Raw genomic sequence first — 16,461 nt, 5'->3', positions numbered from 1 at the left:
ATATGACATTGTCTAAATAAGGTTTGCAAATTTTTCTCACTGAAATGTCAGTAAAAGGGTATAGCTTGCTGTTAAATGACAGCGACGTCATGTGCCGCGGGATACTTTGGAGACGTTTGGATTATAAATCGCGTGAGAAAAGTAAAATCTTGCCACTAAAATCAAGCGTAAAGATTACGTACGGAAATTATTTAAAGGATAACACCACATTTTGGGTGGTGATAGATAATGAGCAATAATGTGTTACACAGAACAATCTTGTTCTATAAACTACAGATAAGTAGGGAAATACCGCAAAGAGATGATAACGGGCAGAATCCGTCAGAAGATTCCCTGTTAAACTCTAAGGAGATTGTGCAGCTATTTAAATGTATAACTGAGCTCTCAACAGATTTCACAGCAGACTCAAATCGTTTTGTCCAAATCTCTAAGTCTCCTGACAAGTATATGTTTATGCTAATTGATGGCACTTTTGAAAAAGAGAACGGGCAGGATGTCCTTAAATACCCTATAAAAGGCAGGCTAATTCTTGCTAGGAAGGATGATATATCCCAATGGGTGTACAACGATGGATCTGTTAAGTTTCCAGAACTCCCTTCTGAAGTATTGGGACAAGGAGAGATAACTCATTTTGTTCTTTTTGATGATGGGACCGAAAGAACAATTGGAATAGAATATAATCCGCACGGCCCTAGGATTTCTAAGCTATGTGAATATTTATTTGAACTCGGGAATAATAAATGTAACAACCAGATGAGACTCTCAGATGTGAAATATGTCGCTATTCCCAACGAGAACGTTCTTACTGATTTAATCCAAAGTGAGGTTGGGTTTAAGTGGGTTACCTTTGGTGTAGACTTGACACCAGGATTAAAGGAATTAATAAAAAGTGATAATGGACCGTTCACTGGCCTTATTGGGACAGCAACATTAGAAGACAAAAATATGGGAAAGATTGTCATAATGATTAAAGCAGAACGAGGAACCTCAATGGGCTCCAATGGTATATATAAGCCTTTAAAGCAGATATTGAGAAAAATAAAGAACGATGAACTCCCTAATATAACAGAATTAAAAGTAAAAACTGAGCTAGGTCAAGAAGTTGATTTGCTCAATCCAGTTGTCAAGTCTAGAGTTGGGGTTGAAGTAGTCTCATCTGGCGATAATTCTGGCCGCAGGATTGTCAGTACTGCAGATATGTATGGTAAGATAATCGAATTGTATAGTACTGTGCTTAAAAAGCAAAAGAATACGTAGAATGCCAGGATATGACAAAAAGCTTAAATTTAAGTCTAAATAATAGCGGCAGGGGAAATTATGAGAATCATAGAATGGTACCAAAAACATATCTTGTTTTATAACTTGTTACTAGCTGCTATTATCGTTGGCATCTTGGAAAAAACAAACAGCCTCTCTGTCTTATCTGAATTAAGTGATACTTTCTTCGGGACATTAGCTGGCATTTTTGTTTCAATTTTGGGGTTTTCAATGGCTGCTGTTTCAATTTTAATAGCAGTTATCCATGGAATAAATGAAGAAAATGAAAAAATCGAGCTCGTGAGAAGCAGCCAGTGGTATGGTAAGATCTACGATATGTATCTTTATACTATATTATTTAGTGGTATTTCGGCAGGGCTATCTGTACTTTCGATGAAATCAAATTCTATAGAGGTTAGAGTTTTGTGGGTATACTCTAGCCTACTGTCCACAATGTATCTTTGCCTGAGCATTATAATACTGAAACTTATCATATCGTTATTGACACATACTCACAATAATTCCAAAGAAAACACGGAATCCAAGAATAATCATGAGAAGATAAAGAACAAAATCAAAGAGTGGTTTATTAGGTAGATCAATAATGCCATAAAGGTTTGCAAATTTCCTCTAGGAGAATTTAGAATTTGGCTATTTTCCAGCGCGTTGCGGCGAAATGTTCTTATGGTTTGAAGTAATAAGCTTGTAAGAAACTCTCGGTGGGGCGGTGGCGATGGAGGAGCTATTCCGGGCAATAGAAGATCTATTTGAGGCATTTGGTAAAAGTGTGAATGAGGGTGTTGAAGGCATTAGGATGGCGTTATTTCTATCGACTATGGGCATGATTATATCTGCTCTCAGTACGCTACCTGGTGGAGACTTTGTAATTGAATATTGGTTCATGTTCCTTGCTATAATGTCACTAGCAGATGTTTTAATGATATTTGTAGTTGCTCAAGAAGCATTAGAAGCTTCTATAGGTTATATTCTCGGAAGGGCAGTTGGACTATTGTTAATGGCTTGGATTGGCAAAATTATAGGAGTATCAATCAAAATATATGTGGTTAGTTATATCCTGCTCTTGGTAATTCTGATTTTGAAGGTATACCTAGTTTTTCAGGAGCAGAGGGGATATTATCGTTGGTAATTTTTAGAAAAGGTGAACATGTTGCTGTGAGGTGATAGCTTGACATTACTCCCAAATATTTCGTCACATCTTAAAATGCCAATAGTTTGTATCGTAGGAGAGAATGTTCCGATCACAGTCCAAGTCAAAAACTTGACCAAGGAGAGGTATCCATCTGAAGATGATAATTACCTGGTAATTGAAGTGTGGGATGAGATGATCAAATATTATCCTGGACGAAAAGGACACACAACATTAAACATTCAATTTTCTAAACCGTTTAAACTTAACCCTCAGGAAGTCAAAGAGTTCAAATTCTATTTTGAGCTTCCAGAACAGGCTCAGTATAAGATACGTGCGAATCTTAACCTTGTCAAGGTAGTAAAGACTAATGGAAATCCGAAATGGGAAAACCACATAAGTGGCCGTCTCAGTAGTAAGCTTGGAAAAACTGCAACGCTTCAATTTGAAGAAGGGCAAGTTATTCTTGAGGTTCTTGATGTGAAAGGGGTTAGTAAAAAGAAGAGTTGCACTACTAACCACAATTTAATAGTAATCGTTGGTTCGATTAGTGCAATCCTAGCCGCCATAGCTTCCATTGTGTCCTTGATATTACAACTTGGAAAGTGAGAAGAAAACGCTTCAAGGCAGATCATTGATTATGCAGAGTTTTTCTCCAATCTTTTTGCCTCAACACATCTAGAAACATGCCCTCTTTCTCCTCGATGATGCGCTTGAGGATGATTATGGCCTCACAGATGTTCTCCTTGACGTCGGGCTGGAACGAGTGCTTTTCCGCCGCCTTCAGCCTCCGAAGCACGAGGAGCATCAGCACCGAGTTAGTTCTGTCAGTAGAAGAAGCAGAAAGCTTTGAGGAAAAATAACGCCGGTCTCTGTAGCCGCGTTCTCGTGGAGCATTTTCATGTTGTAGGTCGCCGTGTTGATGGCCCATTAAGCTCGTCATTAACGTCCTCTCATGAATTCCAACTCAAACGCAAAACCTTGTAACAAAAAATTGAGAATGAATCACGAACTTTGGTCAACCTTTGCCTTGCAAAGGTTGCTACGGATACAGCCTGCTCGGCGTCCTCGGGAAGAGCGTGGCCCAGCGGACATGGTCGAGCTTCAGAACCCAGGCGACGAGCCTCTCCAGGCCGAGGCCGAAGCCGCTGTGCGGAACAGAGCCGTACTTCCTCAGGTCGAGGTACCACTCGTAGTCCTTCGGATCCATTCCCTCGTCGAGAATCCTCTGCACGAGCTTGTCGTAGTCGTCCTCACGCTGTGAGCCGCCGATGACCTCGCCGTAGCCTTCCGGCGCGAGCATGTCAGCGGCAAGAACCTTTCTCGGGTCCTCCGGGTCTTCCTTCATGTAGAAGGCCTTGATGTGCTTCGGATAGCCGTAGACGAAGAAGGGGCTCTCGAACTCCTGCGTTAAAATCCTCTCCTCGTCGGCGCCCATGTCCTCGCCCCACTCTATCTGAACTCCCTTGCTCTGGAGTATGTCGATTGCTTCATCGTAGCTTATCCGCGGGAAGGGCGGGGCCGTGTTCTTGAGCGTGGTGAAGTCCTTCCTGAAGGTCTCGATGTCGCCCCTCCTGAGCTCAAGCGTCCTCTGCACCATGTAGCTGACCAGCTCCTCCTCCACCTTCATGATGTCCCAGAGGTCCATCCAGGCGGCTTCAAGCTCCAGGTGCCAGAACTCTGTGAGGTGTCTCCTCGTCCTGCTCTTCTCGGCCCTGAAGCTCGGAGTTAGCGACCAGACCTTTTCGAGGCCGAAGATGGCAGCCTCAAGGTAGAGCTGGGCCGACTGGCTGAGGTAGGCGGTCTTGTCGAAGTACTTGAGCTTGAAGAGGGTCGCGCCGCCCTCGACGGCACCGGTGACGAGTATCGGCGGGAAAACCTCGTACCAGCCGTCCTGGAGGAGCCACTCGCGAGCGGCCTGCATCATCGTCGCCTTGACCTTCATTACGCTGGCAACCTTCGGTGAGTGCAGGTGCAGGTGTCTGACATCCAGCAGGAACTCGTCGCTCGCGTCCTTCGTTATCGGAAAGAAATCCACGTTCTGGATGATCTCTATCCTATCGGCCTGAACCTCTACCCCTGTGGGCGCGCGTGGGTCGGCCTTAACCACACCCTCGATTATCACGCTGGACTCTATCCCAACTTTTTTTGCCTCGGCGTAGGCTTCCTCACTAAGCTCCTTCTTGAATATCGTTTGGATTATTCCGCTTGAGTCGCGGAGGACTATGAACACCTTCTTTCCGACCTCTCTCTTCCTGTAAACCCATCCGGCGAGTTTAACGCGTTTGCCTTCCATATCGGGCCGAACATCGGCGCAGTAAACCTTATCAATCATCCTTACCACCTCCAGAGGCTTTGAAAGGGGCTTTATAACGGTAGCGATTGAACTACCAGAAGAGCATCAATTTATCCAAAGGGGGAAAGCCCCGATTCTGTGCTCGACGACTATCATCAGCGGCATGGGTGTAGGTTTGAAAACCAGAATTTAAATTCTTTGTCCCCTTGGTTGTCATTTCATCATCACGAGGTGGAGCTTTACCTAAAATGTGACAACATACCGTGTTGGGCGCTCTCGAAGGTGTTGTGGGTAATCCAATTCTTGGATAGATTTTATCCAAGCTGGATAAACCTTCAACAATGGAATATCTATCGGGATAATAATTACATTTTGACAAGTTGAAAAGGGCTATTAGTTCACAAATGGTAACATTTATATAGTATTGTGCTCAACATATTTTGGTGGGAATTGGAGAGTCTTTAATTGTTGCGGGGTAGTGGTGGGGGGATGTTCAAATGTTCATTGATCCCTTTGTAATTCGCTCTATCAACCGCAGTGAACTTAGGAAGAGGATACTCTTTTATCTCGATGAAATATATCCCACCCCCACCTACCTCTCTGAAATTGCGCGGGTGGTCAAATCAGACCCCTCAAATGTGAAAGGCGCTCTTATTGGTCTTGGAAACAGGTACAATGGTCACAGTTCCCTTGTGAGCCTTGGCCTGGTGGAGGTCGTTACCGAGAAGGGTTTCAAGTACTACAGGCTCACGGAGTACGGAAAGCAGGTCGTTAAACTCCTGAAGTCCTACCACTCCTACTACTCGAGGTACACATGAGGTGACTGCCATGAAATCCCTCGCGGAGATACTCGACAGGAATCTTGAGGCGATAGTGGATTTGTCCCTTGGACATCTCCTCAGGCTTGGGCTAAAGTATGGAATTTTCCGCAGGCTCGCGGGTGGAGTGCCCCGTGAAGAGTTGCTGACTATGATTCCCGTTTCCAACAAGGCCTATCTCGGGAAACTTATAGACACTTACCTCGCCCTTGGCTTTGTTGAGGAATCCGATGGCGTTTTAAAGATGCCCGGGTTCTCCTACGAGTTCAGTTTAAACACGGAGGACGCAGGAAAGCTTCTCTCCGACTGGGTTCAGATAGTGGAGGAACTTTACAAGATGGCTGATTACGCCTTCATCTCCGCGGAGCACCCGAAGATACTCATGGACTTTGATAAGGGCGCAGACTTCTGGGACATGCGACTACTGATGGAGCTCAACCGGACCTACCGGCAGCTTGCATCAAACCTACTGGGCCTTGAGGACGGCATGAATGTTCTTGACCTCGGTTGCGGCTCCGTTTCCCCCGTGGAACTTGGGGAGGCCGTTGGTCCTAACGGGAAATACGTCGGCGTTGACTTTTCTCCAGGCTTGCTGAGCATAGCCAAGACTCGTGTCAGGAATGCCCGCATGGATTGGGTGGTTCTGAGGGAGATGGACATCAGAAGACTCGTGATTAAGAACACGTACGATGCCGTGGTTATGAGCTTTGTCTTGGAGTATCTGGAGAATCCCGGAGCGGCCGTTAGAAGGGCCATCGAGACTCTAAAACCTGGAGGGAAGATTGTTATAATCGAGCCCTTTAGGGATAACTATCCGCGTATCGCTGCCCTGGAGTTCTTTGAGAGCCTGACCAAAGAATTCACCCGCTTCCCGAGCTCGGAGGATATAATTGCCGCTGTTGAAGAGAGTCCATACGATGTGAGGGTTGAACCCATAGGTAAATCCACCCTGCTGGTCACACGCTTGATGTGATCTTCTCCACTTATCCGCCATTTTGTCGTTGGATCACCAACTCTGTGTTTATTTTTTGTAGTAGTATCAACCTACATATGTAGGTACACCAGTTTCTACATAACTACCAACAAAAAATCGATTTATATTCAAAGCAACATAGGATATATTGCAAAATCCCTAAGGGAGGTGCCAGGAAATGAGGTTGCTGAAGAAGAAGAGGGGTGCCGTTGGTATCGGTACCCTGATAGTGTTCATAGCCATGGTTCTAGTGGCTGCAGTGGCTGCTGCAGTTCTCATCAACACCAGCGGCTACCTCCAGCAGAGGGCTGAGGCCACGGGCAGGCAGACCACCAAAGAAGTCGCCAGCGGAGTCAAGATAGACTCAGTAATTGGTCATGTCAGTAGCAACAAGATTGATCTTATGGCAATCTACGTTTCACCAAACGCGGGAAGTGAGGGACTCGACCTCAGCCAGGCTAAGCTCTACCTCAGCGACGGTTCTAGCTCTTATATTCTGGGATACAACTCCAGTGCGTTTACCGATGATGCGAGCTTTGGAGGGGATGTTTTCTCAGCAACATTCCCAACTGACAAGAGCTTCGGAATCATCGTGATCCAGGACGCGGATGGTTCTCTAACATCCACCAATCCGACTCTCAACGCCGGTGATATAGTGATCCTTGCAGTAAACACAAGTGCCGTCTTCGGAGGAATCGATCCCAGAACAGAGATTGTTATTGAGCTTAAGCCAGAGTTTGGTGCTCCTGGCTACGCTAAGGTTGTTACTCCACCCAGCTACGGAACCGACACCATCATAGAACTCAAGTGAGGTGGTTGACATGAAACCACTCTTTGGGAAGAAGAGGGGTGCCGTTGGTATCGGTACCCTGATAGTGTTCATAGCCATGGTTCTAGTGGCTGCAGTGGCTGCTGCAGTTCTCATCAACACCAGCGGCTACCTCCAGCAGAGGGCTGAGGCCACGGGCAGGCAGACCACCAAAGAAGTCGCCAGCGGTTTGAAGGTTGACAGCATAGTTGGGCATGTCGGGACCAGCGGCATAAACATGCTTGCGATATACATTTCACCAAACGCGGGAAGCGAGGAGATTGACCTAAACCAGACCAAACTTTACCTCAGCGACGGCTCCAAGCTTGCTGTCCTTAAATATAAGGTAGGAGCCATTGAGAGCATAACAGATATGGGTGGCAACATATTCAACACTGCAACGCTACCGTGGAACTCCACCGGAATCGATAGTGACTCAACACACTTTGGCATAATCATCGTCCAAGATGAAGACGGCTCACTTTCCGGTGACTCCCCAACCATCAACGCTGGCGACATAGTCATACTAGCAGTCGATGCTGATGCTGTCTTTGGCAGTGAGATTGGCACCAGGACTGAGATCACCGTTGAGGTCAGGCCAGAGTTTGGTGCTCCTGGCTACGCTAAGGTTGTTACTCCACCCAGCTACGGAACCGACACCATCATAGAACTCAAGTGAGGCCCTTACCATCTTTCCTTTTTCATATCCCATAACTTCCCTCGCGGGTGATTGGAATGTCGTTTTCGTACCTGAAGAACAAGTTCAAGAAAAAGAAGGAGGGTGAGGAGAAGACAGAGGACAACAGGGAGATAATAAAGCTCGATGAGCTGGAGCAGGAAGCCCAGGAAACCGCGGAAGAGACTGCCCAGCGGAAAAAGGAGGAAGAGGAGCTTATCACTCAGGTCATGACGAGGATAAACGAGATTGAGAACGACATCCCTCGCATAAAGGTGAGTATCGACACCCTCAAGACCCAGATAAACGAACTCCGCGAGGAAATAGACCGTCTTGATAAGGTGATAAAGGACGTTATGGTCCTCTATGAGATAGTCTCCCAGCAGATTAACCCATTTAAGGATGTTGATTCCGCTAATCCGTTACTCAGCGAGATTCAGGAGCTGAGTGAGGAGATTGAGAGTTTGAAAGCCGAAATAGCTCAAATAAAATCCGATCTGAGGCTCCTTGTGATCGATGGCATGGACCTCGATGACCTGATATATGAAGCCATCTCGGAGGGAGGGGTATGATTACCGAAACCGAAATTGAGGAGAGGCTCAAGCGCCTCAGGGGCAAGGTTCCGAACTTCCTGATTGATGACCTTAAGGATCGCCTCATGAAGAAGCGTGACATACTGACCCCTGAGCAGGTTGATAGGATAGTTGACAAGGTACTCCGCACCTACGCGGGGCAGATCGAGAAGCTCTCCCGCCTCGACAGCCGCGTGGATGAAATTGGAAGGTACTTGGAGGAGATACGCAATCACCTCATGAACCTCTCGCAGGCCGCTCAGGCTAATCAATCGCCGTGGGGTGAGCCTCAGAATCGACCAGTGGGAGGGGCCCAGGTCGTGGAGTACGGTGAAGTCATGGGTGCCGGAAGCGGCGGCGGTTTCGGTGAGGGGCCCCTCACCAGTGAAACCCGGGTGGAGGAAGCACCGTCTCAGGAGCCCCCCTCCCAAAACCCGACGGAGGTAGAGTCCATGGAGAAGGAGTTTGAGCTTTCCAGGGGATTTGAAATCCCCTCTGAAATTAGGGACGTCCTGATCAGCCCTCCACGTACCAAGGCAAGGCTTGAACACATCCCCAACGACATGGTCTCGACGATGATGGCACTGAAGTGGCTGGGCTTCCTCATAGACAGGGTTGGCATGCAGAACCTTGAAGATGTCCTTGAGTTCTACTACCAGATCGGGTGGATTTCCGAGGAGGTGCTGAATACTCTGCTCAGGTACGCTGAGGGCATAAGACCCCACCACAGAGAGCCGGACTGGAGGCCGGATGAGAAGCTCACGATACAGGACCACCTCGTTTCGCTGCTCTTCATAGAGCGTCTCAGGGGAGTCAGGATAACCAGGGAACTGCTGGATGCCATAGAAAGGGAAATGCGGGTGATTGGCAGGGTGCTGGAAGACGTGTACGGTGTTTAGGGGATTCGCATGGGGGTCAGTGTACCAGCGGCCTTCGCTGTGCTGCTGATAGCAACGCTGGTTTCCTTCGGCATGCTATACGTTTCGAGTGAGAACGCATACTCGATGGTGCATCAGGCAACGGAAGACTACAATCAGATGGCCCTCAGGGTGAAGACATCGGAGCTTGAGCTCACGGGGTATAACTACTCAACCCAGGCAAACGTTACGGTTTACGACATCACGTTCAATATAACAAATGAGGGGAGCACGCTATCCCCGGCGAAGTGGACGTACATATACAACGGAGACCTGACCGCGTCGAAAGTCCTGACCTCCGGCAGGGAATATCTCCTGCCCGGGGAGTGGATGGAGCTGACGGTTCAAAACCTCCAGAAAGATCAGACCCTGGTCAATTCCCTCGTGATAAGCACCGAGATTGGCTGTGGGCTGAAGATAAAATGGAAGTGGGTCGGTAATGCGACCAACGGATCGCCGCAGGTGATTAGCAGTGCCTGGTACTGCCCTGTGGAGGGGTAATAATGGCGAGTTCAGTGGTGTCGGAGCTTGTACTGTTCATCGTCTCACTACTGGTAGCGGGTATGGTAGCCGGAGGTCTGTACGTGGTTACCCAGGATATTTCAGGAGGCATTATCACGAAAGGCCAAGATGTGGCCGAGAGTCTGCGCACTAATTTTGAAATAATTAACGATCCGGAGAACATTCCCGTTTCTGGCTCTTCGTACGTCTTCTACATCCGCAACACCGGTAAGGACTCCTTCTCTTTTGACCCCAATTCCGTTGTTGTCATGATAGACGGCTCGATAATCCCGCCCGCAAACCTTACCTTCGATCCATCGGGCGTGCTTGCTCCGTACGAAGTCGGTAAAATATACGTCCCGACTGCCTTCATCTCATCATCCGGGTATCACAAAATCACGGTCGTCATCGAGACTGGAAAGAGGAAATCACTCGTGTTTGAGGTGGGGTGATGACCATGGGGAGCCTCCTTAGGATTCAGATACCTAACGACGAGCTTCACAGGCGTCTTGGAGGCGGCATTCCAGCGGGGAGTATAGTACTGATCGAAGGAGACAGGGGTACAGGTAAGTCCATATTCTCCCAGAGACTCCTCTACGGGTTCCTGAGAAACGATTACACCGCCACCTATGTTTCCAGCCAGTACACCACCCCCGAGTTCATAAATCAGATGGACTCACTGGGATACAGCATAATCCAGGATTTGATAAAGAGGCGTCTCATGTTCGTCTCGCTCTATCCTCTGTTGGTTGGCGTTTCTGACAGGCGGAAGTTCCTGTCGAGATTCGTTGGGGAGCCGAGACTGTGGAAGACGGACGTAATGATAATCGATTCACTCTCCGCTCTCCTGCCCTCTGAGCTTGATAGAGAGGAAATAAGGGCCTTTTCCCTCCATCTGAAGAGGCTGAGCTCCCTGGGAAAGGTCACGATAATGACCGTGAACCCTGCTGATATAGAGCCTGAGTTCCTTAAGATACTGGAGGAGGCGTCCAGCCTGCTCATACGGCTGAGCGTGAAGACGTTCGGCGGTGACCTGAAGAACTCGGCAACCATCGTCAAGTACAACAATGCCATGGGCATCTTCCAGAAGATAATCCCGTTCAGGGTAGAACCGAGGGTCGGGTTCATAGTCGAGATAGCCGCGGTGGTGTGATATGCCGGTCAAGAAGGACGTCAGCGACAACATTGAGGTTGCAATGGCCCGAAACCCACACCTTCGAAGATATGTGGAGGGATTCGTCAAGAAGACCGGTAAGTTTCCGGAGTTCTACGCCCAGCTCAGCAGGGACATGAAGGACATCAAGTACCCGAACATACTCTATCCGGTGGGGGATCCCATATTCATCCACATCTACGGTGACATAAACACGGAGAAGAGATATATAGTCATCGAGCCCAGGATAACCAGCCCGGAGGAGGAACAGAAGTACGAACTCCTGAAGGACAAGATACTCGAACTCGCACCAGAAAAGAAGATTCCGGAGGAGAGCGAGGAGTTTGAGCGCTTTCTGGACGACCTAATGGACGAGGCGCTGGGAAAGATTGGAGGGGGTCTGTTCAACCGCAGACGGGTTTCCTTCACGGCTGAGGAGGTGGCCAAGTTTCGCTACCTTCTCAAGAGGGACATAGTCGGCATAGGACCCCTTGAACCCCTTATGCGCGACCCCTACATCGAGGACATCCACATAATTGGCGCCAACTACGTCTCCCTCATCCACAAGATATTCGATGCCATGGAGACCAACATAACCTTCGGCGATAACCTCCGTCTGGCGGATTACTTCAAGAACCTCAGCGAGAGGATGGGCAGGCCAGTCAGCGACAAAAACCCGATCGTCGATGGAACCCTTCCGGACGGTTCGCGTATCAACATAATCTACTCTCCCGACGTCAGCATTCAGGGTCCGAGCGCAACCATACGTAAGTTCTCGGCGACCCCGCTCAGCGTCGTCCAGCTCGTCAAATGGAACACCTTCTCCGCTGAGGTTGCCGCCTACCTCTGGCTGGCCCTTGAGTACGGCATGAGCATCTTCGTCTGCGGTGAGACGGCAAGCGGAAAGACCACAACGCTCAATTCAATCATCCCCTTCATCAAACCAGACGCTAAAATCTACACCGCTGAGGATACTCCTGAGGTCGTCGTTCCACACAAGAACTGGCAGAGGCTCACCACCAGGGAGCGCGGGCCGGAGGAGAGCAGGGTTACGCTCTTTGACCTCCTGAAGGCGGCTCTTCGTTCGAGGCCTAACTACATCATAGTCGGTGAGATTCGTGGAGCCGAGGGTGCAATAGCCTTCCAGGCCATGCAGACCGGACACCCGGTCATGGCGACGTTTCACGCTGGCGACGTTAGAAAGATGATACAGCGTTTCACAGGCTCACCGATAAACATCCCAGTCACGTTCATAGACAACCTGAACATAGCCCTCTTCCAGCAGGCGGTCTACGTCCGTGGCAGGTTCCTGAGGAGGGTTCTCAGCGTCGTCGAGATAGAGGGCTACTACGAGGAACTCGGCGGGGTTGCCACGAGGAACGTTTTCGAGTGGGACGCAGTAACTGACAGACACATCTTCCGTGGAATGAACAACTCGTACATTCTCGAGAGGAAAATCGCGGAAGTTGCCGGCTACGAGGATCCGAAGGAGATATACAACGAGCTCTTCCTCCGTGCGAGGATAATCAAAAGGATGGCGGAGCTTGGCATAACGGACTATTACGCGGTTCACCGGGAGATTAAGGCGTTCTACGAAAAGGGAATAGAGGGGCTGAGCTTCAGGCTGTGAGGTGGGAAAATGGCCGGGGAGAAGGCGGGAGTGCTGGCACAGTCGGGCATTACCATGCACGAGTACTTCAGGAAAGTTCTGCTGCCCAGTATAGTGGGTTCCATGGCCCTCTTCGTTGCCGTGTCAGTTCTCAAGAGGTTTGTATCCCTTTCCAGCGTGATAACCTTTGTCCTCTATGCAATTCCGCTCCTTCCACTCATCTACGCCGTTGGGTACCCCTATGCCAGAATCAGCAACAAGAGGGTTCAGATAAACTCCAAGATTCCCTTCTTTGCAACGTACTTCGCGGTGCTATCTACGAGCGACGTGAGCAGGAGCGAGCTCATCTGGAACCTGGCCACCGAGAAGATTCTGGAACCGATAGCGAGCGACATGAAAAAGGTGTACTACCTTATAGCAAAGCTCCACAGGGGCATGCCGGAGGCCCTGAGGTTCCTTGCCAAGAGAACGCCCAGCAAGGTTTTCGCGGATTTCCTCGATAGGCTCGCCTATTCCCTCGATAGCGGTGTAGAGCTCAGGGACTACCTCCTCCAGGAGCAGAAGACGGTTATGGACGACTACGAGACCTTCTACGAGGGAACCCTCTACGACTTGGATGTCTTCAAGGAGGTGTACTCCTCACTTATAATCTCGGTCGTCTTCATGGTGACGTTCATAATCATAGGTCCGATACTCACCGGTCAGGACATTGTCAGCCTTAGTGCCTTTATGTTCGTGCTCGTTCTTGCTACCGAGATTGGAATAATGCTCGTCATAAAGTACAGAATGCCGGAGGACAGGATATGGGCCGACTACGCCATGACCTCCGAGAGGAAGGCCAAGTTCATCAAGGCCGCGCTTATATCCGTCGCGGGCATCATGGCAGCGGCGGTTCTGGTTGTGCTGGTGGTGAGACCAAGGTTCGACCTTCCACTCCTCGTTCAGGTTGCGATAGTGCTCACCCCGCTCATGTACCTGGGCAAGGTGCTTGAGAAGGAGGAGAAGGCCATCCTTGTGAAGGATGAGAACTTTCCGGCATTCATGAGGAGCCTCAGCTCTTCCCTTGCCGCAAGCGGTGCCGCCCTTCCCCTCGTGCTCAAGTACCTCAGTGCCCATGACTTTGGAGTCCTAACTCAGGACATAAGGAACCTCTACCGTAGGGTCTCGATGAGGATAGACAACAGCAAATCCTGGCGCTACTTCACCATAGACACCGGTAGCTGGCTAATAGGTATCTTCTCCGAGATATTCAACAAGAGCATAAACCTCGGTGCAGAGCCTGACTACGTTGGGATGGTCATATCGAGGAACTTCGAGCGCCTGGTGAGGCTCAGGAGAAAACGCGCTCAAACTGTGGCGAGTTTTAGGGGCGTTATCTACGGCATAACGGGAGCGTTTGCCTTCTCAGTTGCGGCCGCGTTTCAGGTTTCCGTTTACATGAACAAGCTCTTCTCAAACCTGACCATTCAGGGAGACTTCCTTCAGAACATAATCTTCGTTCCGTCAAAGAGCGGCTTGGAGATGACGGATTACATCCTCATGGTTATCCTGATCATCCACTGCCTCCTCTCTGCCCTCTCGATAAAGTTTGCCGATGGCGGGCACATGGGGATTACTGTCTACTATTTTGTGGTTCTCGTGTGGCTGGCCGCCATTGGCCAGTACCTGGGAACCGTCGTGATGGGCAAGATGATGACGTTTTCCTCGCTGACGGGGGTGGTTGTAGGCTCCCTGGGGGTGATACCGTGAAGAAGTTACTCGTTTTGTTCCTGGCGTTCATGTTACTGCCCGGAGTTGCGGCCAGCTCCTCGATAACCGGGTGGCTCCAGTTCCCGGCCAGGGTGGGAGTATATGACGGCGACATCCTCATCAAGGACATCTCCCTGAGCGACGGCTCGGTTCTAGTCTATCCTGCTGGCTTGGGCATGAGGGTGGTTCCGATTGGGGGGAGCATTCTGTGGGACGGCTATTCATTTTCCTTCAATGATGCACTCTACTCTTCGGGGGTATCGTATCTGAACCTCTCTTACACGTTCCCCTACCTTCTCGAAGGAGAGAAGCTTTTTGTTGGAGGTTATGAGGTTTCTCTGAAGTCTGTGAGTGAGAAGGGCGGCACATTGGTTGTGTCAGACGGAGAGACTTCTAAGGAAATCTACTGCGCAGCTGGGAAGGAGGTCTCGTACGAAAACATGAGGATATCACTGACTTCGATGCCGATTCTGTTCGACGGCTATCTGAGGAGGAGCAAAAACGTGTCTATCGGAGAATGGAGTGTCGTGTTTTACAATTATACTGTATCCTCGGAGAACGGGCAGCTGACGGAGATAGTGGACATCCGTGTGAATGGCAAGCAGTACCTGGCAGAACCAGGGGAGACGATAGATGCGGACGGACTGCTGATTTCCACCGGTGAGCTTGTGGGTTCGGAATACCTGAAGGCCACGATACGGTTGAAAGGCGCGTATCTCCGCGTAAAGGTTCTTCCTTCCTTCGATGGATGGCTCCGCGAGGGCAAGACCGAGAAACTCGGCCCGTACCTGATTAAGGTCGACAAAATATTCGACGACAGCGCCTACGTCTCCATAATGAATCCGTGCGGCAGGGTCATAAGATCGGGATTCATAACGATTGGCAACTTCTCCTCAGGAATGTACTACGGTGGCCTTCTCATAGGTTCAACCGCCTCCAGAAAGCGCGATGGAGCGATGGAGATTCACGTGGTTGCCTTCATAGATGAGGAGAAGGTTCCCAGGGTAAGTGATGTTGCGCTCCTCAACGTGTCCTTCCTTGCTCCCGGAAATGCCACTCAGTTCGTTCCATTCGACGCGAGGATAACCATAACCAACGAGGGGCCGAGCGATCTCAAGTACGTCGAGGTGAGCCTCAACCTGTCCGATGGATTCAAAGCTCTCGGCGACTATCCGGCCTATTTTGAGGAGATTCCAAAGGGCAAGAGCGTCGAGATTCCTTTGAAAATCCTCCCCGAGAAGGCGGGCAATCTCTCACTGGGCAACGTGGTCGTAACGGGACACGCCCCCTACGCCCTCTCCTGTTATGGGGTTGAACAGGTGAGCTTCAGCTCCGAGAACAGGGTCGTTGACGTTGCTCCGGCCAAGATTGGCTACCTTGTTAAGGTCTCGGCATTGAACGGCAGCGTTGGAGGAGAGATACCCCTAAACGTGACCGTGATCAATACCGGAAACGTGGGACTTCCCTTCACCCTCACCGTTGCCCTCCCGAAGGGCTTCGCTTCTATAGCCGAGAACTTCACCGCCTATGGAAAATGGCTGACAAGGACTGACGTACTTCCTCCGAACGGGAGCAGAACGTATTCCCTGACGGTCATTCCGCTGGTTCCCGGAGAATACGAGATAAGTGCGGGTGTTGAAAGCCATGGCGAGGTGTTCTACAACTCCACGACAATCAGAGTTGTCGGTGAGGCCAGCATCACCCCAGGAAACTCATCACTCGGAATTTCCAACGAGAGCACCAATTCAACGTGTGAGCCAAAAGTGGTTACCGAAGTCATTAAGGTTCCGGTTCCGTGCAACGAGAGCAACGTGACGACCACCCTTTCCGAGGAAGGTATGTCGCTGAAGGATAGGCTCATCTACATCGGAGGGTCTTTCGTGGGAGGTATCGTCTTCATCCTGCTCCTCGCGTGGATAGCGGCAAAGATGGAGGAGAGGGGGTAACCCAAAGGTTTAACTGAAACCTCGACCAACTTCAATCGG

At 49.7% G+C, this 16,461-nt stretch carries 18 protein-coding genes; 16 read left to right on the top strand and 2 right to left on the bottom strand.

Features of this window, described 5'->3' with window-relative positions; translation table 11 throughout:
* Positions 1 to 228: 228 nt before the first annotated feature.
* The 4 genes from E3E37_RS08370 to E3E37_RS08355 all read left to right on the top strand — a co-directional run bounded on the left by E3E37_RS08370 (position 229) and on the right by E3E37_RS08355 (position 3,013).
* Positions 229 to 1,257, top strand: coding sequence for a hypothetical protein (locus tag E3E37_RS08370; protein WP_167716557.1), 1,029 nt, complete (start codon positions 229 to 231; stop codon positions 1,255 to 1,257).
* A gap of 60 nt (positions 1,258 to 1,317) precedes the next feature.
* Entirely contained in the window at positions 1,318 to 1,854 is a 537-nt protein-coding gene (locus E3E37_RS08365) for a hypothetical protein (protein WP_167716555.1), read from the top strand.
* 130 nt (positions 1,855 to 1,984) lie between these two features.
* The gene (locus tag E3E37_RS08360) at positions 1,985 to 2,404 is read left to right on the top strand and encodes a hypothetical protein (RefSeq protein ID WP_167716553.1); all 420 of its coding nucleotides are present in this window, start codon (positions 1,985 to 1,987) and stop codon (positions 2,402 to 2,404) included.
* 39 nt (positions 2,405 to 2,443) lie between these two features.
* A complete protein-coding gene (locus E3E37_RS08355) occupies positions 2,444 to 3,013 on the top strand; it encodes a hypothetical protein (protein ID WP_167716551.1) in 570 nt (189 codons plus the stop codon).
* A gap of 22 nt (positions 3,014 to 3,035) precedes the next feature.
* Here the strand turns inward: E3E37_RS08355 and E3E37_RS08350 are convergent, their stop codons facing one another.
* Both E3E37_RS08350 and asnS read right to left on the bottom strand, forming a co-directional pair.
* Positions 3,036 to 3,218: a hypothetical protein gene (locus tag E3E37_RS08350; RefSeq protein WP_167716549.1), complete on the bottom strand. Its 183-nt coding sequence runs from the start codon at positions 3,216 to 3,218 to the stop codon at positions 3,036 to 3,038.
* A gap of 228 nt (positions 3,219 to 3,446) precedes the next feature.
* Complete coding sequence (gene asnS, locus E3E37_RS08345) at positions 3,447 to 4,739, bottom strand: asparagine--tRNA ligase (protein ID WP_088864868.1); 1,293 nt, start codon at positions 4,737 to 4,739, stop codon at positions 3,447 to 3,449.
* Between the two features lie 458 nt (positions 4,740 to 5,197).
* On the opposite strand from asnS, the gene E3E37_RS08340 reads away from it, so the two are divergent.
* The 12 genes from E3E37_RS08340 (at position 5,198) to E3E37_RS08285 (ending at position 16,422) form a co-directional block, all read left to right on the top strand.
* Complete coding sequence (locus tag E3E37_RS08340) at positions 5,198 to 5,518, top strand: helix-turn-helix domain-containing protein (RefSeq protein WP_088180656.1); 321 nt, start codon at positions 5,198 to 5,200, stop codon at positions 5,516 to 5,518.
* A 10-nt stretch (positions 5,519 to 5,528) separates the two neighbouring features.
* A complete protein-coding gene (locus tag E3E37_RS08335) occupies positions 5,529 to 6,491 on the top strand; it encodes a class I SAM-dependent methyltransferase (RefSeq protein WP_167716547.1) in 963 nt (320 codons plus the stop codon).
* A gap of 178 nt (positions 6,492 to 6,669) precedes the next feature.
* Positions 6,670 to 7,302 carry a flagellin gene (locus E3E37_RS08330; RefSeq protein ID WP_167716545.1) on the top strand — a complete coding sequence of 211 codons (633 nt, stop codon included), beginning with the start codon at positions 6,670 to 6,672 and terminating at the stop codon, positions 7,300 to 7,302.
* A 10-nt stretch (positions 7,303 to 7,312) separates the two neighbouring features.
* Positions 7,313 to 7,978 (top strand): flagellin, encoded by a 666-nt coding sequence (locus tag E3E37_RS08325; RefSeq protein WP_167716542.1) that lies wholly within the window; start codon positions 7,313 to 7,315, stop codon positions 7,976 to 7,978.
* Positions 7,979 to 8,034: 56 nt separating this feature from the next.
* Complete coding sequence (locus E3E37_RS08320) at positions 8,035 to 8,547, top strand: flagella accessory protein C (RefSeq protein WP_088864865.1); 513 nt, start codon at positions 8,035 to 8,037, stop codon at positions 8,545 to 8,547.
* Positions 8,544 to 9,446, top strand: coding sequence for a FlaD/FlaE family flagellar protein (locus E3E37_RS08315; RefSeq protein WP_167716540.1), 903 nt, complete (start codon positions 8,544 to 8,546; stop codon positions 9,444 to 9,446). The genes E3E37_RS08320 and E3E37_RS08315 overlap by 4 nt, the downstream gene beginning before the upstream one ends.
* A 9-nt stretch (positions 9,447 to 9,455) precedes the next feature.
* On the top strand, positions 9,456 to 9,965 hold the full coding sequence (locus E3E37_RS08310) for a hypothetical protein (RefSeq protein ID WP_167716539.1): 510 nt from the start codon (positions 9,456 to 9,458) through the stop codon (positions 9,963 to 9,965).
* A gap of 2 nt (positions 9,966 to 9,967) precedes the next feature.
* Positions 9,968 to 10,417, top strand: a complete 450-nt coding sequence (locus E3E37_RS08305) for a flagellar protein G (RefSeq protein WP_088864862.1) — start codon at positions 9,968 to 9,970, stop codon at positions 10,415 to 10,417.
* A gap of 5 nt (positions 10,418 to 10,422) precedes the next feature.
* Positions 10,423 to 11,118, top strand: coding sequence for an ATPase domain-containing protein (locus E3E37_RS08300; RefSeq protein WP_088865783.1), 696 nt, complete (start codon positions 10,423 to 10,425; stop codon positions 11,116 to 11,118).
* A gap of 1 nt (position 11,119) precedes the next feature.
* The gene (locus E3E37_RS08295) at positions 11,120 to 12,748 is read left to right on the top strand and encodes a type II/IV secretion system ATPase subunit (RefSeq protein WP_167716537.1); all 1,629 of its coding nucleotides are present in this window, start codon (positions 11,120 to 11,122) and stop codon (positions 12,746 to 12,748) included.
* A 9-nt stretch (positions 12,749 to 12,757) separates the two neighbouring features.
* Positions 12,758 to 14,476, top strand: coding sequence for an archaellar assembly protein FlaJ (gene flaJ / locus E3E37_RS08290; RefSeq protein WP_088864860.1), 1,719 nt, complete (start codon positions 12,758 to 12,760; stop codon positions 14,474 to 14,476).
* Positions 14,473 to 16,422 carry a hypothetical protein gene (locus E3E37_RS08285; protein ID WP_167716535.1) on the top strand — a complete coding sequence of 650 codons (1,950 nt, stop codon included), beginning with the start codon at positions 14,473 to 14,475 and terminating at the stop codon, positions 16,420 to 16,422. The genes flaJ and E3E37_RS08285 overlap by 4 nt, the downstream gene beginning before the upstream one ends.
* Positions 16,423 to 16,461: the final 39 nt, after the last annotated feature.

Source organism: Thermococcus sp. ES12, from assembly GCF_012027515.1.
Taxonomy (GTDB): Archaea; Methanobacteriota_B; Thermococci; order Thermococcales; family Thermococcaceae; genus Thermococcus; species Thermococcus barossii.
Note: the sequence above shows the minus strand (reverse complement) of the source record. Positions and strands in the feature narration are given on the sequence as shown.